This is a genomic window from Gilliamella sp. B2911, assembly GCF_026536965.1.
Taxonomy (GTDB): Bacteria; Pseudomonadota; Gammaproteobacteria; order Enterobacterales; family Orbaceae; genus Gilliamella; species Gilliamella apicola_E.
The window spans coordinates 30,055-54,831 of sequence record NZ_JAFNNA010000008.1; the positions used below are offsets into that span (position 1 = coordinate 30,055).

Consider the following 24,777-nt stretch of genomic DNA (forward strand, 5'->3'; position numbering starts at 1 on the left):
CTTTTTGAGGCATCGTTTTTCTAAAAGCAATAAGTAGATTCCCTTATTGCTTTTCATTTTCTCTCTAGCAGTTTGAACGCTGGCATAATTATTTAAATCAAGTCGAACAAAGTTAAGTCAAAAATTTTCAATTTTTAGTTTTTTTAAATTAATCCATTTATTGAGGCTAAATGATGACAATTCTTACCGTAGGTTTTGCTTGTTTAGATCTAGTTTGTTTTACTTCACCTAATTTAGAAAAAAACGGTGTTATCCCGCCAGATAATATAGTCCGTTGTGGAGGTGGTTCTTGTGCTAATACGGCTTATTTGCTCGCACTTTGGGGCGAAGCTATTTATCACATTAGTCATTTAAATAATGATTCCTATGGTAATCAGATTGTTTCTGAACTTACTGATGCAGGCGTGAATACTGAGCAATTTATTTTTTCAGAAAACATGATCACCCCATTAGAAGCAATCACCATTGATGAACAAACCGGAATGCAAACCATTATATCGCACCGATTAACCACGCCACCAAAATTAACTGATGATGAAAAAAATAAACTCAATCACTTTATGCAAACCATTCGTGGCTACAATATTGTTATTTTAGTGGATGGATATGAAGCCGAATTAAGTGAATATATCATCAAGAATTTACCTAAAACGAAAGTTATTATGAGTATAGATAGTCTGTCTGATTCGAGTCTGTACCTAGCTCAACATGCAGATTATGTCATTGTAACTGAACAATTTGCGTGTGCATTTTTAAAAATAAAATCCTTTAGTGATAAGAAAACAATTAAAGACGCATTTAAAAAATTGCGTAGTTTAACTCGCGGTAAAGTCATCATCCGCATGGGTGAAAAGGGAAGTGCATATCTTGATCGTCAAGAAGTCATCATTATTCCCGGTTTTAAAAATCAATCGATTGATAAGATGACCGAAAGTGATATTTTTCAGGGCGCTTTTGCTTACGGCATTAGTTATGATTGGCCATTAGAAAAGACCCTATTATTTGCAAATCTATCAGTTGCTGCTGTTAACCAGCAAAAAAGAGGGCGAAGCGCTATGCCAAACTTGGTTGATATCAATCGAGTAGGTAAAACGTTTAGTAAGCATTTTACTCCCTATTTTTAATTAATGATATTTTATAGAAGGTTTGCAAACATCAAAAACCCCGCTCCTCAACTTTTTTTGGAGTAAAAAAGGGGGGTTCGAGTTTTTCTATTAAACAGATTTTAGGTAAGTTTGGACGTTTTAACCTGTATTTCATTAAGGAATAAACGTCCGAATCAAGAGATTTTTTAGCGTGTGCTTTACAAATTATGTTATCAATGAGATTAACCTTGTCTGGCAAACTCAGCAGCTTGATTGATGAGTTCATCGCTAGGCGTAACACCGGTATACAAAATAAATTGTTTAACGGCTTGTAACACAACAACATCTGCACCGGTAATCACAGTTTTATTTAATTTTTTTGCATAATTAATTAGTGGTGTTTCAATTGGTAGGGCGACCACATCAAATACAATATCGGCATGATTAATCAGGGCTTCACTGAATGCTAGTTGATCTGCTTCAACGCCACCTTGCATACCAATAGGGGTCACATTAATAATTAATTTTGCTTGTTCTGGCGTAATGGTTGACTCATCCTTAACCCATTTATAATTGTAACGCTCAGCTAAAGCTTCGCCTTTAATCTGATTTCGGGCACATACAATCCCATGTTTAAAACCAGCATCATAAAAAGCGCCAATTACCGCATTAGCCATGCCTCCACTGCCTTTTAAAACAAATGGCGTGTTGTTGTTAATATGATTGGCCTTAATTAGTTTTTCTACAGCAATATAGTCGGTGTTATACGCTTTTAAATAGTGGTCGGTATTAACGATCGTATTCACTGCTTGAATGGATTGTACTGATACATCTAATTCATCAATAAATTCAATACAAGCTTGCTTATAAGGCATCGAAATTGCACAACCACGAATAGATAATGCTTTAATACCATAAATTGCATCTTTCAAATTATTGGTGGTGAAGGCTTTATAGATATAATTTAGATCCAATTTTTCGTATAAATAATTATGAAAGCGAGTACCAAAATTACTTGGTCTAGCTGAAAGTGACATACAAACAGTAGTATCTTTGTTGATAATTCTTGCCATTAACCAAAATCCTTGTGATCATACTAATTAATTTAGTATTCTAGCATCTTTTTGACCGATATATATTTAATTATGGTTGCAAACAACACTGGCCCCAAAATAAATCAGGAAAAAAACACAGTAAAAGTGATGATATATCTTTATTGTCACCAAAAACACCATACTTCAAAAAACCAGTTATGCGATGAGTGTAATGATCTATTACAGTACGCTATGCAACGATTGACTATGTGCCGATTTGGCGAGTCTAAAACTACCTGCGAACTCTGTTTAAAACATTGTTACCGTAAAGACTACAAGCAGAGAATAAAAGAAGTCATGCGTTATTCTGGTCCAAGAATGATGATTTATCACCCTATAATGGCTATCAAGCATCTTAATAAAAACTTAAAAACGATTTTGAAGAGATTTGTAGAAAAGCGCTTTTCTAATGCAAAAAAAAGTTGAGGAGCGGGGTTTTTGAGCCTTGAATTATCAACTTTTGTCAGGGTTATCTTCTAATTTGCCTATAAATTCAATTGTTTTCACTTATTTTAGATGTTCTTTGCGATTTGTTCGCAGTTAAACACTAAAAATGCGAATGATTATCTTTTAAAATATCGCCATTTATTGAAATACAACCGTATTTGATAGGAAGTATGATATTTACGCTTGAACACCTTTCTATAGGTCACGAGGCTGTTGTTAAACGTCTGTTACCTGACTCTTTACCTTTTCGTCGCAAACTTTTAGCTATGGGGATGACGCCTGGATGTAAATTGAAGGTATTGCGAATTGCACCACTAGGTGATCCGATTGAAATAAGCCTTCGAGGTTTTTTGCTCTGTTTGCGTCGACGTGAAGCCGCAGCCATCGAAGTTGAGGTAGTTGCATGAAAATTGCGTTAATTGGTAATCCCAATTGTGGTAAAACCACCTTATTTAATTTGTTAACTGGCTCAAAGCAGCGTGTTGGTAATTGGCCTGGTGTGACGGTTGAGCATAAGTCAGGCTCATTTGATTATCAAAATACACAGTATGATGTTGTTGATTTGCCTGGAACTTATTCCATTGAGTCAGATTCAACCGCTCAAGATGAATTTATTACTCGTCAGTTTTTGTTAACAGACAAAGACAGTTTGATTGTTAATGTTATTGATGCAACCAATTTGCAACGTAGCTTGTATTTAACTTTTCAGCTAATTGATATGCAAGTGCCGATGATAATTGTGCTTAATATGGTTGATGCTCTCACTGTGATGGGGGAAAAATTAAATATCGCTAAACTCTCGAAACTATTAGGTTGCCCAGTTGTGGCTATCTCATCTACGCAAAAGACGGGATTAACACAATTTTATCAGCAAATACAAATTAGCACTCTAGATCTGAAAATAGCAAAACCAACAATAGATACCTTAAATTGGGATTCAAAAGTGATCTTTAATCGCTATTTGCATGAATTACCCGTGACGAGCAAAATCCATCAATTTAACCGGTGGCAATTAATAGAAGCATTGCTTAATGGTTCTGATCCCTCATTTGATTTAGTTGAAAATGAGAAGTTAGAGACTTGTCGTCGTTTGGTATCGATTAATTTTGATTATCAAGTTGATGTAGCCTTAGCCTCTATACGTTACGATACGATTGATATGGTTTGCAAAATGGTGGTCGATAAACCTCGTGAGGCCAGCTTAAATCTTACTGAAAAATTGGATAAATTAGCTTTAGGACGTTTTACTGGGATTCCCTTCTTTTTGTTTGCAATGTATGCCATGTTTTTGGTTGCGATTAATTTTGGTTCCGTTTTTGTTGATTTTTTTGAAGGTATTTTTAGTACGATTTTTGTTGATGGCTTTAATTACCTTTTAAATATGCTGCATGCGCCAACTTGGTTAACGGTTATTTTAGCTGACGGGCTTGGTAATGGGATCACGACTGTATCAACATTTATTCCAGTTATTGCGGCGATGTTTTTTGTTTTATCTTTTTTGGAAGATTCAGGTTATTTAGCTCGAGCTGCGATGATTGTAGATCGTTTTATGCGATGTATCGGACTACCCGGTAAAGCCTTTGTACCAATGTTAATGGGATTTGGTTGTGGGGTGCCAGCTATTATGGGGACAAGAACATTAGATAGCCCTCGTGATCGTCTCTTATCTATTTGTCTAATTCCGTTTATGTCTTGTAGTGCACGTTTGCCAGTTTATGCATTGTTTGCTGTGATATTCTTTCCTAATTATGCATCGGTTGTGGTTTTTATGTTGTATTTACTTGGTATTTTTGTGGCGATGCTGACCGGTTTTGTCTTAAAAAATACTTTGCTACAAGGCGAATTAACACCATTTATTATGGAAATGCCGGTATATCGTATTCCGACTTTACGCAGTATGTTGCGAATAACTTGCCAACGGCTAAAAAGCTTTGTTTTACGAGCAGGTAAAGCAATCGTAATGATGGTGACAGTACTTAGCATATTAAACTCATGGGGTGTTGATGGTTCGTTTGGGCATGAAAATTCGAATGACTCTATGCTATCTGTTATTGGCCAAAAAGTGACGCCAGCTTTTACACCCATGGGGATTGATAAACAAAATTGGCCAGCTACCGTGGGTATTTTTACCGGAATTTTTGCCAAAGAATCAGTGGTTGCAACTTTAAATTCACTCTATTCAATGGATCATCATGAGCAAGAAGAGTTTTCATTTTATGGTGGAATTAAGTCAGCTTTTTCCACGATTCCTGCTCATCTTATTGATTTAGCAAACTCAATTGGCGATCCACTCGGGCTCGTTAATCAAGATAGCCGACAAGATGAATTATCTGTTGATTCAATTACGATAACTAAAATAAGCAATTCTTTCATTACTTCAACTTCTGCCATTGCTTATCTCATTTTTATTCTACTATACACACCGTGTGCAGCAGCATTAGGCACCATTTATCGTGAGGCAGGGCTAAAATGGATGATCTTTGTTGCAGTTTGGACATTTGTTATTGGGTGGTTATGTGCAACGATTTATTACCAATTTAGTTTATTAGGTCATTCAACATTTGCACCATATTGGCTAACTGGTATAGGGGGATTTATTATTCTGACTTTTGTTGTTATGCGTAAACTTGGGAATCTGCCATGCTTTAATCATTATCAGTTACCTAAACCACGCTCACACAATAAATCGGCTTGTTGTGAATAATAGACTTTAATTTTTATGCTTATAACATCAATCCGAGATTATGTTCAATTACGAGGGCGAGCCAATTTGCTAGATGTGGCTCGTCACTTTCGTTTACCTGAAAGCGCCGTTGAACCGATGCTTGATTTTTGGGTAAATAAAGGAGTCATTAAATTAGTAAATAATAATTTATTAACTTGTGCTGGTAAGCAGTGTTCTGCATGTATTAGTTGTAATTTAGCCGTTTATCCCAATTATGTTTGGGTTCAATAATTTATCTTCTTTTAACAATCTTAATTAATTAAATCAGGTTAATCTGCCTTAAATAGACTAAATGTATCAAATGTATTAATCTTTAACCTTTGATTAAACCCTGTCACTTTTTTAAAAATTTAACCGCTTATTTTTGCCTATTTTTGTTATCTTTTAAATAAAAAGGTCAATATATTTTTTATTCAATATCTTTTTTCGAGACTTACATCACAAAATTGAATTTATTTATACCTCAAAGTAACAAATGATATTAATATGAACGCATGTTCATTTTGGTGTGATGAAACACAAAATATAAAACATGAAGCTATTGGTGCAGATGATGCTTTATGTAAAGTGAGACAAAGCATTGTAGCATATTAAAACAGTATTTTAGGTTACATTGCTTAAATAAGGTCATGAAATACATACAGTATAATGCCGTGATAGATTATCCGCCGTGAAAAATAGTGATCACATTATGGCAATGGATGGAAAAGGGTTGAATTTGCTAAAAATTGATTCAACTGAGATAAAAATCATAATTTAAAAGTGGTCTATTTGCTGAAGAAGTAGAACGTTTTTTATTACGATGAGTTTTAAAGTAACGAGTTGTTGAATTACGCTTAAATTTAGCTTGCTTGAGCTTGCTAACTTTTAATTTTGCTTTGTTTTTATACTATTTTTGATAAAAATAGCCTGAACTGAAACGACTTTATCCTGTCGTTTTATTACTTAATAAATGTTATTATAATTATGTTTAAAAAACATGTAGTAGAGGAATTTGAAGTATGAGCCAATTAGATGAATTTAAAAAATTAACTGTCGTGGTTGCCGACACAGGTGATATTGATTCGATTAAACAGTTTTCTCCAGAAGATGCAACGACGAATCCATCGCTTGTGTTAAAAGCAGCTCAACTTCCTCAATATCGTTCTTTAATTGATTCAGCTGTTGATACTGCTAAAAAATTAGGTGGCAGTAAAGAACAACAATTGGTTAATGCTTGTGATCAAGTTGCGGTGAATATAGGCGCCGAAATTCTAAAAACAGTTCCAGGCCGAATTTCAACCGAAGTCGATGCTAGATTGTCGTTTGATAAACAGGGATGTATTGAAAAAGCTAGGAAAATTATCGATTTATATAAACAAAAAGGCATTGATAAATCGCGAATTCTAATCAAAATCGCTTCAACTTGGGAAGGAATTAAAGCAGCGGAAGTTTTAGAGAAAGAAGGTATTAACTGTAATTTAACTTTATTATTTTCCTTTGCTCAAGCGCGAGCTTGTGCAGAAGTTAATGCATTTTTAATCTCACCATTTGTTGGACGTATTTATGACTGGTATCAAGCAAAGAAACCAATAGAACCTTATGTTGCCGATCAAGATCCGGGCGTAGTATCTGTTCGTAATATTTATAACTATTATAAACAGCATGGTTATAAAACAATTGTGATGGGAGCAAGTTTCCGTAAAGTTGATCAAATATTAGCGTTAGCGGGTTGTGATCGTTTGACCATTTCACCAAATTTATTAGCGGAAATGCAACAATCAAATGCGCCAGTAGAACGCAAATTGAATCCGAATCAAACAATTGTAGAACGTCCATCGTTAATGACTGAAGCTGAGTTTAGATGGCAACATAATAGTGATGCAATGGCAGTTGAGAAATTAGCTGAAGGCATTCGAGCCTTTGCGGTCGATCAAGGTAAACTCGAAGATATGATCGGGGCACTGCTTTAATTATTAATAAAAGGGGAGAGAGTTCCCCTTTTTAATTTTGTTACAAACCTGTTTTAATTGTCTGCTGATCGCAGACTATCAATGAATTATTAAATATTTTTTGGAGATCATTATCATGAATGCAACCACACTATCCCACCGCGAATTAGCAAATGCGATAAGAGCATTAAGTATGGATGGCGTGCAAAAGGCAAAATCAGGTCATCCAGGTGCACCAATGGGGATGGCTGATATGGCTGAAGTACTTTGGCGTGGATTTTTAAAACATAATCCAACCAATCCAAATTGGGCAGATCGTGACCGATTTGTGTTATCCAACGGTCATGCGTCAATGTTAATCTATAGCTTGTTACATTTGACTGGTTATAACGTAACGCTTGATGATTTAAAAAACTTTCGTCAATTAAATGCTAAAACAGCAGGTCACCCTGAATTTGGTCATGTTCCAGGTGTTGAAACCACAACAGGTCCACTTGGTCAAGGTATTGCTAATGCAGTGGGTATGGCAATAGCTGAAAGAACATTAGCTGCTCAATTTAATAAGACTGGCCATACGATTGTTGACCACAATACTTATGTATTTATGGGTGATGGCTGTATGATGGAAGGGATCTCTCATGAAGTTTGTTCTTTAGCGGGAACCCTTAAATTAGGCAAACTTATCGCTTTTTACGATGATAATGGTATTTCAATCGATGGTGAAGTTGAAGGTTGGTTTACTGATGATACTGCTAAACGTTTTGAAGCTTATGGATGGCATGTGATTCGCGGTATTGATGGACATGATGCCAAAGCGTTAGCTGAAGCTATCGAACAAGCACAAGCTGTAACTGATAAACCATCATTATTAATGTGTAAAACTGTCATCGGTTTTGGTTCGCCTAATAAAGCCGGTAGCCATGAAAGTCACGGGGCTCCTCTTGGTGATGCTGAAATTGAAGCAACACGTAAAGCATTAGGTTGGTCTCATCCTGCATTTGAAATTCCAAAAGAATATTATGATGCATGGGATGCAAAAGCTAAAGGTAAACAACGTGAAGATGAATGGAATGCTCGTTTTGATGCCTATGCTAAAGCTTATCCTGATTTAGCGAAAGAATTTAAACGCCGTATGAATGGCGACTTACCAAGTAATTGGCAACAAACAGCCAAAGATTTTGTTAATAAATTACAAGCAAATCCAGCAACAATTGCAACTCGTAAAGCGTCACAAAATGCAATTGAAGCATTTGCTCCAGTATTAACTGAATTCTTAGGTGGTTCTGCTGACTTAGCGCCAAGTAATTTAACCATGTGGTCTGGTTCTAAAGAAATTTTAGCCAACCCTGCTGGTAACTATATTCATTATGGTGTGCGTGAGTTTGGTATGTCAGCAATTATGAATGGTATTTCTTTACATGGTGGCTTTATTCCTTATGGTGCAACCTTCTTGATGTTTATGGAATATGCTAGAAATGCAGTACGTATGGCAGCATTAATGAAGATTCGCTCTTTATTCGTTTATACTCATGATTCAATTGGATTGGGTGAAGACGGCCCAACACACCAACCAGTAGAACAAATGGCAAGCTTACGCGTGACACCAAATGTAAGTACTTGGCGTCCTTGTGACCAGGTTGAATCAGCCATTGCTTGGCAATATGCGGTTGAACGAAAAGATGGTCCAACTGCACTTATCTTCTCAAGACAAAATCTTAAACAACAAGAGCGTACAGCTGAGCAACTAGCTAATGTTTACCGTGGTGGTTATATCTTAAATGATTGTAGCGGTACGCCAGAACTTATCCTTATTGCAACAGGTTCAGAAGTTGAGCTAGCTGTTGAGGCTTATCACAAATTAACCGAAGCAGGTAGAAAAGTAAGAGTTGTTTCAATGCCATCAACTGATGCATTTGATAAGCAAGATCAAGCTTATAGAGAATCAGTATTACCATCTTCAGTAACAGCTCGTATCGCTATCGAAGCTGGTATTAGTGACTATTGGTTTAAATATGTCGGTTTAAACGGCAAAATCATTGGCATGACAACCTTCGGTGAATCAGGCCCAGCAGAACAACTATTTGCTAAGTTTGGTTTCACGGTTGAAAATGTTTTAAACCAAGCCAAAAGCCTATTGAAATAAATCATAGTTTCATTAACAAAATAAAACTTCGCTAATAACTTTAGCGAAGTTTTTTTATATTTCTATTTTATATTTTTTAGATCCCAATTCTTAAATCCCCCTTTATCTATTACTTTTGTCGCTAATAACTCCATAACCAATTTATAACATTCTTTTTATAACTTATTTTTAATATGATTTATTTTTATAAATTATTTATTTTCAATTGACTACAACTATTTTTATTAAACTATATTTTAGTTATTTTGAATTATATTCATGAGGAAAATTGACCTAATATATGATTTTTTTCCATTTATGTTACTATGGGTAAAACATTTGTTATATTAGCTGACTATTGTTAATTATAGGAGTGATTTATGAGATGGGAAGAAAAGCGAGATTTAGTCAAGATTGCGACTTGGTATTACCAATACGGTTGGACTCAGGCTCAGATAGCTCAGAAGATAGGTATTTCGAGATCAATTATTTCTAAAAAATTACAAGATGCGAAAGAATTGGGTATTGTCGAAATTTTTATCAAGGATGAAACAGCATATACAGTTGAATTAGAGCAAAAACTTGAAAGTAAATTCAAATTGGAAGAAGCGATTGTTGTTGCTACGCATGATTTATCTTATGAGGAATCTACCAATTGGTTAGCTAAAAAAGCAGTTTACGCATTGAATAAACGAATTTTGAAAGTTAAAACTTTAGGTATTTCATGGGGAAAAACGATTAGGAAATTCGTTAACGAGTTCCCTTATATCACTCATAAAGAGCTTGTTATTGTACCTTTAATTGGTGGCATGGGCGCCGAGGAAGTAGACTTACATTCAAATCAAATTTGTTATGATCTTAAGAAGAAGATGCAATGTACATGTAAATACCTTTATGCCCCCGCACTGGTTGAAGACGAAACAATGAAAAAAGATTTATGCAAAAATAAATATATAAATGAAGTTCTCAATGAAGGTAAAACGGTTGATATGGCAATCGTAGGTATTTCTAATCCTTATCATAATAGTACTATGGAAGAGATTGGTTATATTAATAACAAAGATCTTGAGGAGTTTCGTTATTACGATGTAGTAGGAGATTGTAATTCACGTTTTTATACTTCTGACGGGAATGAATCGAAAAGCCCTATAAATCATAGAATTATAGGTTTAGGGTTAGATGATTTACGTAAAATTCCAACAGTAGTTGCAATTGTCTCTGGTGAAAATAAAGAAAAAGCGGTCGTTGCAGCTTTAAATTCTAAGATTATTGATGTTATCGTTATGACTGACAAAATGGCAGAATATGTTTTAAATATTAATCATTAATAATTTTATAGTATTAATTTTAGTTAATAAGCCTCTTTATTTTATAAAAGAGGCTTTTTTATGTCCTAAATTTGTAATTGGTGACAAATGTCATTTATTGTGACAAAAGTCACATAACGTTACTTTCCTAATTGTAGTTATGATTTGTTATGTTATCTTTATGATAAATAGTTAGTATATCTATTTAATTAAAAAAATTAATAAGGAGAACATAATAATGACCATATATAAACAATTGTTACAAAGAGAAGAAAATGACAACCCGATTAAAGTTGGTGTTATAGGTGCTGGTCAAATGGGAAGAGGAATGATAGCGCAAATAGCAACCATTCCTGGAATGAGTGTAACCGGAATTAGTGATATTAATTTAAAAGCTGCACAACAAGCAGCGAAAGATTATAAGGCTAGTGCTAGTAAGAAAAATAGTATTCTGGTTTCTAAAAATTTTAAAGAAGTGATCCAATCAAAAGATGTTGAAATAATCGTCGATGCTACTGGGGTGCCAGAAGTAGGTGCAAAAATTGCCTTAGAAACATTATTGGCCAAAAAACATTTAGTTCTTCTTAATGTTGAAATTGATATCACGATAGGTCCTTTGATGCATAAACTATTTAGTGCTGCAGATCTTATCTATACCGGTTCTGATGGTGATGAACCAGCTGCAACTCTTGAAATGTACGAATTTGCTAAATCAATGGGTATGGAAGTATTAGTTGTAGGTAAAGGGAAAAATAATAAATTAAAAATCGAGGCAAACCCTGATACTGCACAAGCTGAAGCTGATTCAAAGCATATGTCATCTCATATGTTAGCAGCATTCCAAGATGGTACGAAAACGATGGCAGAAATGAATTTACTTTCTAATGCAATGGGATTTATTCCAGATGTAGTGGGTATGCATGGTGTTAAAGGTGATTTAGATTCTGTTCTTAAAGATTTAAACCTTAAAGAAAACGGTGGTGTTCTTAATAAATTTGGCGTTGTTGAATATGTAGATGGTTTAGCACCTGGGATTTTTGTTATTGTTAAAGGACAAAATCCAAATGTTAGTAATGAATTGAATTACTTGATGAAAAAAGGTGATAGGGATCATCATATTTTATATCGTCCTTTCCACTTAGCTAGCCTTGAAACACCAATGACGATTGCTAAAGCGATTTTAAATCACGATACCGCCATTGTTCCTTGTGGCGCTCCTGTATCTGAAACTGTTGCGGTCGCTAAAAAGAATATTAAACGAGGTGAGAAACTTGATGGTATTGGTGGTTTTTGTGTCCGCGGTGTTATTGAAACACATGCAGATATGAAGAAAAACAAAAATATTCCAATTGGTCTTATCAGCGGTAATGTTGTTGCTAAACGAGATATTCCAAATGGTAAGTTTTTAACTGAAGATGATGTTGTTTTAGATGAAACAACAACAGTTTGGAAATTACGTAAACTTCAAGATGAAGTCTTTAGTTAAAAATATAAGAACTGCTGAGCAATAAGGCTCAGCAGTTTTTAAAGCGATGTGTTAACTAGATTTAATAGGGTTGAAAAATATGAATATTGTAATAATTGCCACTGTTATTTTTGTTTTACAGTCTATATTGAGCTTAATGCAAATTAAGTATTATCAAAGATATATATACAAAATAACTCAACAATATTCAAATTCTAAAAATTATCATCTTTATACAGCTATTGAACGTAAATGGTTTGGTTCAAGTGCGATTGTGGTTATGGTAATTGATGAAAATAATATGATTAAGGATTGTCAGATTTTAAAAGGAAAATCTGTATTTGCCAAATTTAAACCTTTACCAAAATTTAATGGGTGCTATCTATCACAAATTTTAACTAATTTACAAGAAGAGAGTGGAACTAGAAGACTCTCTCTTGAAGAAAAAGCAATTATAAAAATGGGAACAAATCAAGTTCCTATTTGATTAAACATTAATAAAAGCGTTATTACAACTTTAAAGGAGATAATAATGGAATATATTGAGTGGTTTGGAACCCATTTTATTGGGTTGTTTCAGGCTGGTGGGCAAGTCTTTGTTGGATTTATGACTGGAATTGTCCCGCTTTTAATTGTGCTATTGACATTTACTTATTCTTTAATTGCTTTTATTGGTGAACAAAGAGTCACTAAAGCTATTCAATTTTCTGCTAAGAATATGTTATTGCGTTACAGTTTAATGCCAATACTTTCAGTTTTAATGTTAACTAACCCAATGGCTTATACTTTTGGTCGCTTTGTTAAAGAAGAGCAAAAACCGGCTTTTTATGATTCGGTTGTTTCTTTTTTGCACCCAGTGACCGGTTTGTTTCCTTATGCAAACGCAGGTGAGTTATTTGTATTTCTAGGTATTGCAAATGGTGTTATGGATGCGGGTTATAACATTTCGAGTCTTTCTGTTCGGTACTTTTTAGCTGGTGTTATTATTATTTTAATGCGTGGTGTTATTACCGAAATGATTACTAAATTTTTGATGCGTAAAGAAAATCTGTAGGGGAGAGTCACGATGTATAAAACAATTTTTATCGAGAAAGGCCAAGGTGGCTGGGGAAAAGGTTTTTCTTTAACGCCAACTGCTGAAAAACATAAAATACTTTCTGTTACTGGTGGTGGTATTCATCCAGTAGCCCAAAAAATTGCTGAATTGTCAGGTGGTGAGGCTGTAGATGGCTTTAAAAATGCAATTCCAGAAGATGAAATTTTGTGTGCAATTATTGACTGTGGTGGTACAGCTCGAATTGGTGTTTATCCAATGAAAAAAATTCCTACCATTGATGTTATTCCATCTGCGCCAACTGGTCCTCTAGCAAAACATATTACTGAAGATGTTTTTGTTTCAGGCGTTAAACCTCAAAACATAATGTTATCAGAAGGTCATAATGAACAATCAACGACGACATCTTCGCAGGATCAACAACAGCAAACGGTTGAAGATCCAATTTTGGATCGCGAAAAATTCAAAGAAAAATATGCACAAATAAAGAAAGAACATTCCCAAAATCAAAAGGAAAGCTTGTTGATTAAATTATCACGAGGTATTGGTAAGGCAATGGGGATCTTTTATCAAGCTGGTCGCGATTCGACAGATATGTTAATTAAAAACATTATTCCTTTCATGGCATTTATTAGTATGCTTATAGGGATTATTAATTACACAGGAATTGGTAATATTATAGCTACAACATTGTCACCTTTGGCAGGTTCAATATGGGGGATGATGGTTATTGCGTTTATTTGTAGCTTACCATTTTTATCTCCAATTCTTGGACCAGGAGCAGTTATAGCGCAAGTGATTGGGGTTCTGATTGGTTCGCAAATTGCAATTGGTGCAATTCCAGTTGCGTATGCATTACCTGCGTTATTTGCTATTAATGCTCAGGCTGGATGTGATTTTATTCCTGTTGGATTATCTTTAGGTGAAGCAAAACCTAAAACAGTTCAATTTGGTGTACCCGCAGTATTGTATAGTCGTATGATAACTGGAATATTGGCTGTTGTTATTGCATGGGTTATGAGTATTGGAATGTACTAAACTAAAAAAGGGTTAAATATGGCTAAAAGTATCATTACTGAAATCGGTTCAATTGTTCCAGAATTCAAGGAAGAAAAAGTTATCATTCTATTTGGTCCAATGGCAACACCTGATTTACGTGAAATTTGTGTTATTCATGAATTTCATAAAAAGCCTAATCAAACATTGGTTGAAGGTAAAGAGTTTACGTTAGGTAAGCATAAATATACCATTAAACAGGTTGGCAGTGAGGCAAATAAAAACTTTGAAGAATTAGGTCATATTTCTATTTATTTTAAACAAAGTGATGATGGCATTTTGCCAGGTGCAATAGAAGTTGAACCTGCTGTTTTTCCTGATTTAAATATTGGTGATGATATTTGTTTTGAATAATAGCTAGGAATTTATCCATTTTGTAGACAATAATTATTATTTTTGATTCAACAAATTTTGAAAAACCATCACTATTAATTTAGTGATGGTGAATTGATCTTAATCAGTAAACATCAATACTTAATACGGATTAGGATCTTTCTTCAAATTATCAAATGGATATAACTTATTTTTCCAATCTTTAATTTGAATATCTTTTTGTTCGGGGATATCAATCAGATTATATTGCATATAATCATGGTGAACGTTTAAGTCAATCCCCATCCAATGACTTAGTAGATATACGAATTGATATCCGGTAATTTGTTTATTGATTTTAATTTGATTTTTTTCTGATGAATCAAAAAATATTAATGGCACTTGATAACTATTTTGGTATTCCCAATTATGCCTTAAATCTTGATATTTCTCAGCGTGAGAAAGCCCATGATCGGCAAAGTAGACTACAGAGTAATCTTCATTGTGTTTTTTCAATATATCAATTGTAGATTTTATTAAGTCATCGGTTTCTTTAATGCTACTGACATAACAAGATATATTTTCGTTTTTTAGATCGAACTGAATATCAAATTGTAATCTTTTACAAAAATGAGGATGTGAGCCAATTAAATGCATAATAATAAGTTTTGGCTTATCTTGCTTTTTAGATAATAAGGAGTCAAATTCTGGTAATAGTAAAGTATCATATTTACCACGAGTTGATTTACCATTGTACTCACCTTTTTTAGTGTAAAAGATATTTTTACTATAAGCGGAAATTCTTGGTACAGTTATTTCCATTCTACCTAATTTTCCTTGATTAGATAGCCAATAGGTTTCAAATCCAGCATCATTAGCAATAGCAATAATATTATTATTTAATTGAGCATTGACTTCATTATCATCTAAATAGCTAGACTGACTAATTAAATGTGGAATTGAGGATTGGGTATTTGATGCAGGAGCAATTAATCCATCCCAAATCACTGAGGCATTTTTATTGGTGAAAGGAGTATTATTATATTTAAAGCCATAAGCACTCATGTAATCTTTACGAACACTTTCACCAATGATAACAACATAGGTTTTATGTTTAGGATTGACAGAAACAATGGGTATGGTATTGGGTTGTTGTATTTGTCTAAGTTGTTCAGCCTTTTCAGTCTGATATATTTTTGCACTTGAATATAAATCGAAGCAAAACTCAAATAAGGGATATTTGAAGTTATTCATTATTAAAGTTGTTATCGAAGATAAAGTAGTTGGCTGATATTTGATGGCACTTTTAACCGGTTTATAAAAACAAATCATTAATGCTACTGCAATAACATAATAATTTTTTATTTTAGGAAATCTAAACTTTTTAAAAAAAAGAATAAAGAAAATTACTAATAGGAATGGTATTAAATAAAAATAGAGAGGTAATTGCGAACAGAATTCTTGCATTTCATCGATATCAGTTTCTGATATGGCACTGATTACAGCAACATTGGGATATCCATAATAAAATCCTATTGGAAAATAAAGTGCAGCTATGACGAATGTTAATCCGAATAAGAAACGGAAAAAAGTGAATCTAGCTAAAAAAATTAGAGAAAAATAAGTAAGAAGTATCCTATCAAATCTTAGCGGGTAACCTAATAAGTAAACCAATACTACTGAAAGACAAATACAAATAACATGCGATAGTAATTCTTTTTTTAACATTACAAATTTATATTAATAACAATCCATTGAAGAGGTCAAAAATTATATAAGTAATTAAATTTTAAGCAATATAAATTTATTTACAATTTAATTTCTTTTATGACTTTTATATTTATTAAGTTAGATTAAGTATAGATATTAACAATTTTAAATAAAATATTGCCAAACTCACTCTGTTTATTGATAAGTTTGGCGAGAAATTTTTATTATCGTGAAGCTCTTTTCAGTATGATATCTTGCGGTTGTTTTTGAATGTAGATCATTCTACCGATAAGTAAGAACGCTGCTACAGCTAGTCCTAAAATAATTCCTATCCAAAAACCGGCTGCACCAATTGGCTGTATGACAAGATCGGTTAATCCTAAGATATATCCAACAGGTAACCCTACTACCCAATAAGAGATAAGCGTAATAAAAAATATACTTTTAGTATCTTTATAACCACGTAATACATTGCTTGCTACAACTTGTAAGTAATCAGATACTTGATAGATAGCGAGTAGAATAATAAGTTGTAGGCAAATAGTGATAACATCAATCTCATGGGTGAATATGGTAATAATTGGTGACCTGAATAACACCAGAATTAATGCTACCACTACGGCTATCATGAATGATATGGCTAAACTTACATAAGCTGTTTGTTTGGCCAATATGGGTTTGTTTTTACCTAATAGGTAACCAACTCTAATACTAGTTGCTACCCCTAAAGATAAAGGTATTGCAAACGTTAAACTGCTAATCGTGAAGATAATTTGATGTGCAGCAACAGTTATTTGACCAAGTGGTGCAATAAGTAATGCAACTACCGCGAACAAACTCATTTCAAAAAAATAGGCTAAAGCAAGGGGAGTACCTAATACAACTATTTTTTTGATGATAGCAAAATCAATCAGTTTTGTTAGTGGTGTTTTACGAATATCCCGTTGAGTAGTTGTCGTTAATGTATAGATACGAATCAAAGCAAACATTAACCAAAAGATTATTGCTGCGGTAATACCACAACCTACACCACCAAATGCTGGCAATCCTAATTTACCGTAAATTAAAACATAATTAATGGGGATATTAGCAAGTAATGCAATAAATATAATCACCATAGCAGGCTTTGTGTTAGATAAACCTTCACATTGATTACGATAAACTAAAAATAGCAAGAAAGCAGGTACACCCCACATAATTGAGCGTAAAAATGATACCGCTACATCAACCATTTCTGGATCGATTGGATGGTCAGCTGAGCTTCTAAAACTAATTATTTTGTCCGAATTGTACAAAACTAGCATCATGATTATGGATAAGATTAAAGCAATCACAACACCTTGACGAGTCTGATCAGCAACTTGTTCACGTTTAGCCGCACCATTTAAATTGGAAATTATCGGTGTTAATACCGTTAATAAGCCTTGTCCAAATAAAATAGTAGGCAACCAAATTGATACAGCTATGGCTACACCCGATAGTGCTGTTTTGCTGTAGTTACCTGCCATAATGGTATCAACAAACGTGATCGCGGTTTGAGATATCTGTGCAATCATGACAGGGATTGCCAACGTAACTAAGTTTTTTATTTCGTGTCGATAATGTTGCTTCATTGGATTTATTTACTGTTTTACAGTACCCCATAAATCATATTCATCTGAATGTTCAATATTTACTTGAACAATATCGCCGACTTTAACATCTTTTTCTTCATTTAGATAGACAACACCATCTATTTCTGGCGCATCGGCCATGCTTCGCCCAATAGCACCTTCTTCATCAACTTCATCAATCAATACAGATAATGTTTTACCTATTTTATTTTGAAGTTTTTGTGTTGAAATCGATTGTTGTAATTGCATAAAACGGTGGAAGCGTTCTTGCTTTATTTCTTCTGGTATTTGATCAGCTAGTTGATTTGCTGCAGCACCTTCCACTGGGCTATAAGGGAAACAACCAACACGGTCTAATTGCGCTTGAGATAAAAAGTCGAGTAATAGTTCGAAATCTTTCTCAGTTTCACCAGGGTAGCCAACAATAAACGTTGAACGTAAGGTAATTTCAGGGCAAATCTCACGCCAATGATGAATTCGCTCTAAGGTTCTTTCAATTGTGCCTGGGCGTTTCATTGATTTTAAAACGCTAGGGCTAGCATGTTGTAAAGGGACATCTAGATAAGGTAATATTTTTCCTTCAGCCATTAATGGAATCAAATTGTCGACACTTGGATAAGGGTACATATAATGTAGACGCACCCAAATACCAAGGGTAGATAATTGCTCGCAAAGGGTATGAATATCAGTTTTTAATGGCATACCGTTCCAAAAGTTTGTACGATTTTTGACATCGATACCGTAAGCAGACGTATCTTGTGCGATAACTAAAAGCTCTTTTACGCCACTATCGACTAAACGTTTTGCCTCATCAAGAACATTACCGATAGGACGACTAACCATCTCACCACGTAATGATGGGATAATACAAAATGTACAGCTATGGTTACAACCTTCAGAAATTTTTAAATAAGCATAATGTTTAGGTGTTAATTTTACTCCTTGCTCCGGTACAAGGCTTGTAAATGGATTGTAGCTAGGTTTTGGTGCATATTTATTAACATGTTCAAGAACAGCTTCGTAACTATGAGGTCCTGATATTTCTAGAACTTTAGGATGAACATTACGTATCTGATCTTCTTTCGCACCAAGACAACCTGTCACAATAACTTTGCCATTTTCATTAAGGGCTTCACCGATGGCCTCTAATGATTCTTGTACAGCACTATCAATAAAGCCACAAGTATTAACAATAACCAAATCAGCATTGTCGTAACTTGGCACTACTTGATAACCTTGAGTACGTAGTTCAGTTAAAATTCGCTCAGAGTCAACTAAATTTTTAGGACAACCAAGGCTCACAAATCCAATAGTAGGGGATGACATATTCATAGTAATTTAAAATTTATTGAGGTATTTATCGAGAATCTAAAAGTTTATTCATTTAGATTAAAATAATAGGTGAGCATTCTAACATAATTAAATTAGTCGAAATAAAAATTTTTAATTTGCAGTGATGAATATGGAGAGAAACGAGAAACAAGCCCTTACTGAAATAAGGGCCTACATTATGATAAATAATTATTTCAATGCATTAATGACTTCATCAATTTGACGATCCAAACTTTCGACACCGCCACCCGATAAGTACCAAAGATCGGGTGTTAAATAGATAACCTCAGTTTTACTTTTCGCTAATACTTTTGGATTTAAAAAGTCGTTTTTCATTGCTGATTGACCAATAGCTTTACTTCGGTCAACCACATAAACAATATCAGGTTTTACTTTACTAATATAGCTGTTATCAATAAAGGTCGGTTTTGGTTTGACACTAGGCTGTGGTGTTAATGGTACAGCCCGTTTTACTTTCAACACATCATGAATTAATGCTGCGCTTGAACTGCCATTAATAAGAATCATTTTTCCATCATTATGAATAGCAACTATTGCTTTTTTGTGACTGGCTTGTGCAACAGCTTGTGCGTTGGTCACTTTTGTATCAAGCAATTGAATCAAATCTTCAGCTTTCTTTTCAGTTCCAGTTATATCTGCTAGAACATTGATATGATTTTTAGTTGATTCAAGATAATTCTTCGCGTCAACACTTAAATTAATTACTGGTGCAATTTTCGATAATTCTTCAGTTCGACTAGCTTGACGACCATCAATAACGATGAGTTGCGGTTTAACTTGTTTAATTGCATCGATGCTTGGTTCTTTCATACTACCTGTATCAGAGACACTTTTATATTGTTCAAGATAAGAAGGAAGAACGGAAAGAGGTGTTCCTACAACAATAGAACTTTTACCTAATGCATCTAAGGTATCTAAAGCACCATAGTTCATTACTACCACTTTACTTGGTGATTTAGGAACAACAACGGTTTGTTTATTATCTGGATTCACAGTGATTGATGATTGGCAACCTGATAACCCTAAAGTAAAAGCTATTAGAGTGCTTAATAATATTTTTTTATTCATATTGATACCTTTTGCTTTGATGAAAATGATAACCATTATTATTTAAATAGTGTGAAATGTCTAGATATAAATAATTTTTCGTAAAGATATTGATAATTATTATCGAAAAGTTATTGATAATTATTCTCACGTAGGTTATTGTAACGCACGGCTTGCTTTGCAAAATATCAATATAAATAATAAGGTTATAAAACATGAATACTAAAATTAAACTGGCAACACATGTCATAAATACAAGTATTTTATTATCATTATCTGGTTTAGCGATAGCAGACACTGATAAAAATACTGATACTATGGTGGTGACAGCATCAGGATTTTCTCAACAAATTAAAGAAGCTCCAGCAACAATTTCGGTAATCACGCCAGAGGAAATCAGCAAAAAACCTTATCGTGATGTGACTGATGCGCTTAAGGATATTCCTGGGATCACGATAACTGGTGGCGGTGATTCAACTGATATTAGTATTCGTGGTATGGATGCCAAATATACTTTATTATTAATTGATGGTAAAAAAGTTAGCACTCGTGAAACCAGACCTAATAGTGATAATTCTGGTTTTGAACAAGGCTGGTTACCGCCTTTAACTGCTATAGAACGTATTGAAGTTGTCCGAGGACCAATGTCATCGTTATATGGTTCAGATGCTATGGGTGGGGTCGTCAATATCATTACTAAGAAAGTTTCAAATAAATGGCATAGCGGTATTCGAGTTGAATCAATCATGCCTTATCGTTCAGATGAAAAAAATACCTATGTAGGTAGTTTTTCAACTATGGGACCAATTATTGATGATATTTTGGGGATTCAATTATATGGTCAATATACAAATCGACACGAAGATAGATTCTTGAATGGTCATTCAGGCCAAAAATTAAGAAGCTTAAACGGTAAAATATCGCTTAATGCTACTGATACCCAAAAATTTGATTTTGATTTTGGTCGTTCTTTACAAAATAGTACTTCAACTAGAGGTAAAACTAGAGATAAAAGCAGAAAGGATGACTATAAGCGAGATAATGCGAGAAATACTTTTGCATTGACTCATAATGGTATGTTTGGCGATGTTTCAACAACTTCGTTTATTGCCTATGAAGAGAATAATAATCCTGCAAGGCAAATGAAAATCAAGAATACTGATGTTGATACACATGCAACAATACCTTTTTCGATTAACATGTTAACGGTGGGTGGTAAATATAATTATCAAGAATTACATGATAAAGGTAATGAACTTAATAGTAATATTACTAAAATTGACCGTTGGAATTATGCGCTATATGCAGAGGATGAGATAAGCATTTTCGATAATTGGAATATAACGGCTGGTTTACGTTATAACAAAGATGAAAATTATGGTAGTAATTGGAATCCAAGAATTTATAGTGTCTGGAATATTGATGATAACTTTACTATGAAGGGTGGGTATTCTACCGGTTTTGCAACACCACAACTACGTCAAGTTGTTTCTGATTGGGGACAAGTAACAGGTGGTGGATTTTCCAATGGTGTAGTTGTTGGTAACCCAGATTTAAAACCAGAAAAATCAGATAATTTTGAAATTGGTTTGGCTTATACCAATGATTATGGTATTGATGCTTCAGCAACAGCCTTTTATACAAAGTATAAAGATAAAATTCAATCCTACTATATATGTGATACTAGAAAGATTCCAAATAGAACATGTAAATATAAAAACTTCAATAAAGAATTTGATTTTATTCAAGGGCGAGAAAATGTAGATAAAGCAGACCTTAAAGGTATTGAGCTTACATTTAAAACGCCATTATTTACTGATTTCTTGTTAAGCTCGAACTATTCATGGACTGAGACAGAGCAAAAAACGGGTAAAAATAAAGGTAAACCATTAAACCGTACACCAAAACAAAAATTCAATACTCAACTTGATTGGAATCTCACTCAAGAGTTGGATTTATGGACTAAGGTTGCTTATTACGGGGTAGAAACTACCACAGATCGCAGTGGTAAGAAAATTGAATATCCAGGCTATACCTTCTGGGATGTCGGTGCGTCTTTCCAAATAAACAAAAATGCTAAAGTATATGGTGGCGTTTATAACTTGTTTGACAAAGATGTTTCAAACGATGACTTTGGTAAAACATTAGAAGGGCGTCGTTACTTTATTGGAACAGAAATTAATTTTTAATATTTAACTCTCACCAAGTAGCTATACTTCATAGCTACTTGGTAAAACTGTTTATTTAATCCATAATAAAACCGATTTGAAATTTTAATAACTCTTCTTTCTTTATTTTATTAATCGTTTTTAATTAATTAACTCTCTTTTGAAATTATTCTTTATTGATATTTGCAAAATGATCTTTGATTAACTAAAAATTATGTTTTATTTATTTTATTGATCAAATAGTTAAAATTATCCTTTCTTAACCTTTCTTAAACATTTTTTAATTCTTTTTATTAACTTATGATCTTATTATAAAAATTCTATATTAATTATTATTAATCATATAAATATAATTTTTGTAAAATTGTAGGCTAAATCAACTCCTATCTTATTTTAAACTTCTAAAGCTTAATTTGTACATTTGATAGCCAGTCACGATCAAATGGTTATTGATTGATCGGAAGTTTCGATCAATAATTTGATCGTTTTCAAATTTAAAAGCTTTAATGTCTGATCTTTAAAGAAACAATTTCATATAACAAGCTGTATAAATCATATCCAGTTTAGCTGTTTGATGTCGTGTATTAAAAGAGGACATATAAAGGAGTGTCATTAGATTTATTTGCAACAGCATGTTAATAAAAAGGAGATTTAGCTTGAACTGGTTAGCAATATTAAAAAATGGAAACTTTAATTCAGTTTCTATATCAGGCAATGGAGTATTCAAAAATAAACAAAATTATTTATTGGTCATCTTGCTATTGTCATTTGTTAATAATATTAACGCATTACTTCCTGTCTCAGCGACTCAATTGGTTCATGGTAATTCACCAATGATAGCGGTCAATGATGAAATGGTTGATTCAACTGGCTTTAAGGAAAAATTGAGTGTTGTTAGTATGCCTGATGGTCGGTTACGCACTTCAGAAAGTGATATTAACGATTTTAAATTGGAACCGGATACCACTCTTAGCCAAATAAGTTGGGTAATTCAAGGAAAAGAGGGTTCAAATGAAGTAAAAAAAGTTATTGAGGCCAATGGTCAAGATGTCAATTTGATGGATATCGCCAATAATCTCAATATCAGTATTTTTGATCAAGATGGTGATACAGGTATTCCTGATGGCGTATTAACGGCGACTTGGTATTATAGTGTTCCTGGTGGTTATAATGGTAATAAAAAAGGGCTAGAGGACTATAAAAAAGTACCTGAAAATGAGTTAACTAAAACAATAGATCCTTGCAAAGCACCTTATAAATTAGAGCTTTCAGTTAAAAATATAAAAGTAGAAACAGAATATGGTCTGCCAAATGAGTCAGAACATATTTATAACGATCTTTTTAAAACATATTATTTTAAATCCAAAATTAATCAAGTGTGTTATGCCCGGCCTTATCCAATGTTGGATAAAACTAAATGGTCTTGGATTCAATATAATAATGATGAGCCTAGTGGTTATGGTTGGGGAGCATCAATAGATCCTACACCTAATCCAAAACATGGTGGTGGTTATAATAAAGATGAGTGGCATCCAGAATTAGGATTTTTACTCAATACCAGTGCTGGGCATAATAATCGTTTTCCTCATACTGCGTTTAAAGGGGCATCATTCCAACTTTGGATGAGTAATCATCAGCAAGATTATTTGTTTTCAACAGATGATGAGAATCTTTCAATTGATAAACTTGGTATTTTAACTTTTAAGGGCAAACCTAAAAAAAGAACCATCCAAATTTTTGCATGGCCTAAAGATGCAAATGGAGAATCTGATAGGATTGTATTTTGGAGTGATTTAAATTTCTGGGCAATACCCGGAGAAGAGAAATTAACATATTCAGATGATCTTTGTGGTGGAATTCAAAATCAATTAACACTTACTGACTGGATTAATACGCCTCAAGCAACCAACCCAAATACTAACGCAAGTTTTAGAGAAACCGGAAATGCGATGACCAGAAAAATGAATGGTGGTCTAAGTGGTGAATGGGGACAGTTAACAGTTGATAGATATGCTGAATCTGGGTTTCCTACATCCGGTGCAATTAATGGTACTTTCCAACGGCATGCATGGGTTTCTGATTTCACTATGGAGCCGCAAGGAAAAGTACATCGTGTTGTATTTATGTTAAATGGTGGAATTTTTAAAGCTTATAACAATCCTTGGCCTAGTGCACCTTTCTCAGTAACGTTTGAAGTTTGTAAAGAAACTTGGTAAGAACGCATAATTTCAATTAGATATAGGCCCATGTGATAATCATCGCATGGGTTTGATTAATCTGCATGACAA

Annotated in this window: 20 protein-coding genes; 15 read left to right on the forward strand and 5 right to left on the reverse strand. The window is 33.7% G+C overall.

Annotation, left to right across the window (positions count from 1 at the left end; translation table 11 throughout):
- Window positions 1-170 precede the first annotated feature (170 nt).
- Complete coding sequence (locus tag J3U27_RS07850; RefSeq protein WP_267377208.1) at window positions 171-1,124, forward strand: carbohydrate kinase family protein; 954 nt, start codon at window positions 171-173, stop codon at window positions 1,122-1,124.
- A 203-nt stretch (window positions 1,125-1,327) separates the two neighbouring features.
- Here J3U27_RS07850 and J3U27_RS07855 read toward each other — a convergent pair whose 3' ends face one another.
- On the reverse strand, window positions 1,328-2,158 hold the full coding sequence (locus J3U27_RS07855; protein WP_267377209.1) for a shikimate 5-dehydrogenase: 831 nt from the start codon (window positions 2,156-2,158) through the stop codon (window positions 1,328-1,330).
- A 72-nt stretch (window positions 2,159-2,230) separates the two neighbouring features.
- On the opposite strand from J3U27_RS07855, the gene J3U27_RS07860 reads away from it, so the two are divergent.
- The 12 genes from J3U27_RS07860 to J3U27_RS07915 all read left to right on the forward strand — a co-directional run bounded on the left by J3U27_RS07860 (window position 2,231) and on the right by J3U27_RS07915 (window position 14,640).
- Window positions 2,231-2,605 (forward strand): nitrous oxide-stimulated promoter family protein, encoded by a 375-nt coding sequence (locus J3U27_RS07860; protein ID WP_255561409.1) that lies wholly within the window; start codon window positions 2,231-2,233, stop codon window positions 2,603-2,605.
- 191 nt (window positions 2,606-2,796) lie between these two features.
- On the forward strand, window positions 2,797-3,033 hold the full coding sequence (locus tag J3U27_RS07865) for a FeoA family protein (protein WP_065734513.1): 237 nt from the start codon (window positions 2,797-2,799) through the stop codon (window positions 3,031-3,033).
- Window positions 3,030-5,330, forward strand: a complete 2,301-nt coding sequence (feoB, locus tag J3U27_RS07870) for a Fe(2+) transporter permease subunit FeoB (RefSeq protein ID WP_267377210.1) — start codon at window positions 3,030-3,032, stop codon at window positions 5,328-5,330. The genes J3U27_RS07865 and feoB overlap by 4 nt, the downstream gene beginning before the upstream one ends.
- Before the next feature lie 15 nt (window positions 5,331-5,345).
- The gene (locus tag J3U27_RS07875) at window positions 5,346-5,582 is read left to right on the forward strand and encodes a FeoC-like transcriptional regulator (protein ID WP_065561719.1); all 237 of its coding nucleotides are present in this window, start codon (window positions 5,346-5,348) and stop codon (window positions 5,580-5,582) included.
- Between the two features lie 770 nt (window positions 5,583-6,352).
- Window positions 6,353-7,303, forward strand: a complete 951-nt coding sequence (gene tal, locus J3U27_RS07880) for a transaldolase (RefSeq protein ID WP_065561718.1) — start codon at window positions 6,353-6,355, stop codon at window positions 7,301-7,303.
- A 115-nt stretch (window positions 7,304-7,418) separates the two neighbouring features.
- On the forward strand, window positions 7,419-9,425 hold the full coding sequence (gene tkt / locus J3U27_RS07885) for a transketolase (RefSeq protein ID WP_267377211.1): 2,007 nt from the start codon (window positions 7,419-7,421) through the stop codon (window positions 9,423-9,425).
- Window positions 9,426-9,784: 359 nt separating this feature from the next.
- Window positions 9,785-10,732, forward strand: a complete 948-nt coding sequence (locus J3U27_RS07890) for a sugar-binding transcriptional regulator (protein ID WP_065734499.1) — start codon at window positions 9,785-9,787, stop codon at window positions 10,730-10,732.
- A gap of 217 nt (window positions 10,733-10,949) precedes the next feature.
- The gene (locus tag J3U27_RS07895; protein ID WP_065734498.1) at window positions 10,950-12,197 is read left to right on the forward strand and encodes an NAD(P)H-dependent oxidoreductase; all 1,248 of its coding nucleotides are present in this window, start codon (window positions 10,950-10,952) and stop codon (window positions 12,195-12,197) included.
- Between the two features lie 79 nt (window positions 12,198-12,276).
- Window positions 12,277-12,663 carry a transcriptional regulator GutM gene (locus tag J3U27_RS07900; RefSeq protein WP_065734497.1) on the forward strand — a complete coding sequence of 129 codons (387 nt, stop codon included), beginning with the start codon at window positions 12,277-12,279 and terminating at the stop codon, window positions 12,661-12,663.
- A 45-nt stretch (window positions 12,664-12,708) separates the two neighbouring features.
- Window positions 12,709-13,230, forward strand: a complete 522-nt coding sequence (locus tag J3U27_RS07905) for a PTS glucitol/sorbitol transporter subunit IIC (RefSeq protein ID WP_065734496.1) — start codon at window positions 12,709-12,711, stop codon at window positions 13,228-13,230.
- Between the two features lie 12 nt (window positions 13,231-13,242).
- Window positions 13,243-14,268, forward strand: a complete 1,026-nt coding sequence (locus J3U27_RS07910; RefSeq protein WP_267377212.1) for a PTS glucitol/sorbitol transporter subunit IIB — start codon at window positions 13,243-13,245, stop codon at window positions 14,266-14,268.
- Between the two features lie 18 nt (window positions 14,269-14,286).
- On the forward strand, window positions 14,287-14,640 hold the full coding sequence (locus J3U27_RS07915; RefSeq protein ID WP_065734494.1) for a PTS glucitol/sorbitol transporter subunit IIA: 354 nt from the start codon (window positions 14,287-14,289) through the stop codon (window positions 14,638-14,640).
- Between the two features lie 120 nt (window positions 14,641-14,760).
- On the opposite strand, the gene J3U27_RS07920 is transcribed toward J3U27_RS07915, so the two are convergent.
- From J3U27_RS07920 to J3U27_RS07935, 4 genes are all read right to left on the reverse strand, one after another.
- On the reverse strand, window positions 14,761-15,930 hold the full coding sequence (locus J3U27_RS07920; protein WP_267377213.1) for a phosphoethanolamine transferase: 1,170 nt from the start codon (window positions 15,928-15,930) through the stop codon (window positions 14,761-14,763).
- 602 nt (window positions 15,931-16,532) lie between these two features.
- Window positions 16,533-17,921: an MATE family efflux transporter gene (locus J3U27_RS07925; protein WP_267377214.1), complete on the reverse strand. Its 1,389-nt coding sequence runs from the start codon at window positions 17,919-17,921 to the stop codon at window positions 16,533-16,535.
- Window positions 17,922-17,930: 9 nt separating this feature from the next.
- Window positions 17,931-19,247, reverse strand: coding sequence for a 30S ribosomal protein S12 methylthiotransferase RimO (gene rimO / locus J3U27_RS07930; RefSeq protein ID WP_065734491.1), 1,317 nt, complete (start codon window positions 19,245-19,247; stop codon window positions 17,931-17,933).
- Window positions 19,248-19,442: 195 nt separating this feature from the next.
- The gene (locus J3U27_RS07935) at window positions 19,443-20,342 is read right to left on the reverse strand and encodes an ABC transporter substrate-binding protein (protein WP_267377215.1); all 900 of its coding nucleotides are present in this window, start codon (window positions 20,340-20,342) and stop codon (window positions 19,443-19,445) included.
- Window positions 20,343-20,536: 194 nt separating this feature from the next.
- On the opposite strand from J3U27_RS07935, the gene J3U27_RS07940 reads away from it, so the two are divergent.
- A complete protein-coding gene (locus J3U27_RS07940; RefSeq protein ID WP_267377216.1) occupies window positions 20,537-22,510 on the forward strand; it encodes a TonB-dependent receptor domain-containing protein in 1,974 nt (657 codons plus the stop codon).
- A gap of 635 nt (window positions 22,511-23,145) precedes the next feature.
- Window positions 23,146-24,705 carry a hypothetical protein gene (locus J3U27_RS07945; protein WP_267330224.1) on the forward strand — a complete coding sequence of 520 codons (1,560 nt, stop codon included), beginning with the start codon at window positions 23,146-23,148 and terminating at the stop codon, window positions 24,703-24,705.
- Window positions 24,706-24,777 lie beyond the last annotated feature (72 nt).

Coding starts and splice junctions, on each gene's coding strand:
- J3U27_RS07895 (WP_065734498.1), top strand. CDS start 10,950: ATGACCATATATAAACAATTGTTACAAAGAGAAGAAAATGACAACCCG.
- J3U27_RS07940 (WP_267377216.1), top strand. CDS start 20,537: ATGAATACTAAAATTAAACTGGCAACACATGTCATAAATACAAGTATT.
- tal (WP_065561718.1), top strand. CDS start 6,353: ATGAGCCAATTAGATGAATTTAAAAAATTAACTGTCGTGGTTGCCGAC.
- J3U27_RS07935 (WP_267377215.1), bottom strand. CDS start 20,342: ATGAATAAAAAAATATTATTAAGCACTCTAATAGCTTTTACTTTAGGG.
- J3U27_RS07850 (WP_267377208.1), top strand. CDS start 171: ATGATGACAATTCTTACCGTAGGTTTTGCTTGTTTAGATCTAGTTTGT.
- J3U27_RS07920 (WP_267377213.1), bottom strand. CDS start 15,930: ATGATTTGTTTTTATAAACCGGTTAAAAGTGCCATCAAATATCAGCCA.
- J3U27_RS07905 (WP_065734496.1), top strand. CDS start 12,709: ATGGAATATATTGAGTGGTTTGGAACCCATTTTATTGGGTTGTTTCAG.
- J3U27_RS07860 (WP_255561409.1), top strand. CDS start 2,231: ATGGTTGCAAACAACACTGGCCCCAAAATAAATCAGGAAAAAAACACA.
- rimO (WP_065734491.1), bottom strand. CDS start 19,247: ATGTCATCCCCTACTATTGGATTTGTGAGCCTTGGTTGTCCTAAAAAT.
- feoB (WP_267377210.1), top strand. CDS start 3,030: ATGAAAATTGCGTTAATTGGTAATCCCAATTGTGGTAAAACCACCTTA.
- J3U27_RS07855 (WP_267377209.1), bottom strand. CDS start 2,158: ATGGCAAGAATTATCAACAAAGATACTACTGTTTGTATGTCACTTTCA.
- J3U27_RS07865 (WP_065734513.1), top strand. CDS start 2,797: ATGATATTTACGCTTGAACACCTTTCTATAGGTCACGAGGCTGTTGTT.
- tkt (WP_267377211.1), top strand. CDS start 7,419: ATGAATGCAACCACACTATCCCACCGCGAATTAGCAAATGCGATAAGA.
- J3U27_RS07925 (WP_267377214.1), bottom strand. CDS start 17,921: ATGAAGCAACATTATCGACACGAAATAAAAAACTTAGTTACGTTGGCA.
- J3U27_RS07900 (WP_065734497.1), top strand. CDS start 12,277: ATGAATATTGTAATAATTGCCACTGTTATTTTTGTTTTACAGTCTATA.
- J3U27_RS07910 (WP_267377212.1), top strand. CDS start 13,243: ATGTATAAAACAATTTTTATCGAGAAAGGCCAAGGTGGCTGGGGAAAA.
- J3U27_RS07890 (WP_065734499.1), top strand. CDS start 9,785: ATGAGATGGGAAGAAAAGCGAGATTTAGTCAAGATTGCGACTTGGTAT.
- J3U27_RS07875 (WP_065561719.1), top strand. CDS start 5,346: ATGCTTATAACATCAATCCGAGATTATGTTCAATTACGAGGGCGAGCC.
- J3U27_RS07915 (WP_065734494.1), top strand. CDS start 14,287: ATGGCTAAAAGTATCATTACTGAAATCGGTTCAATTGTTCCAGAATTC.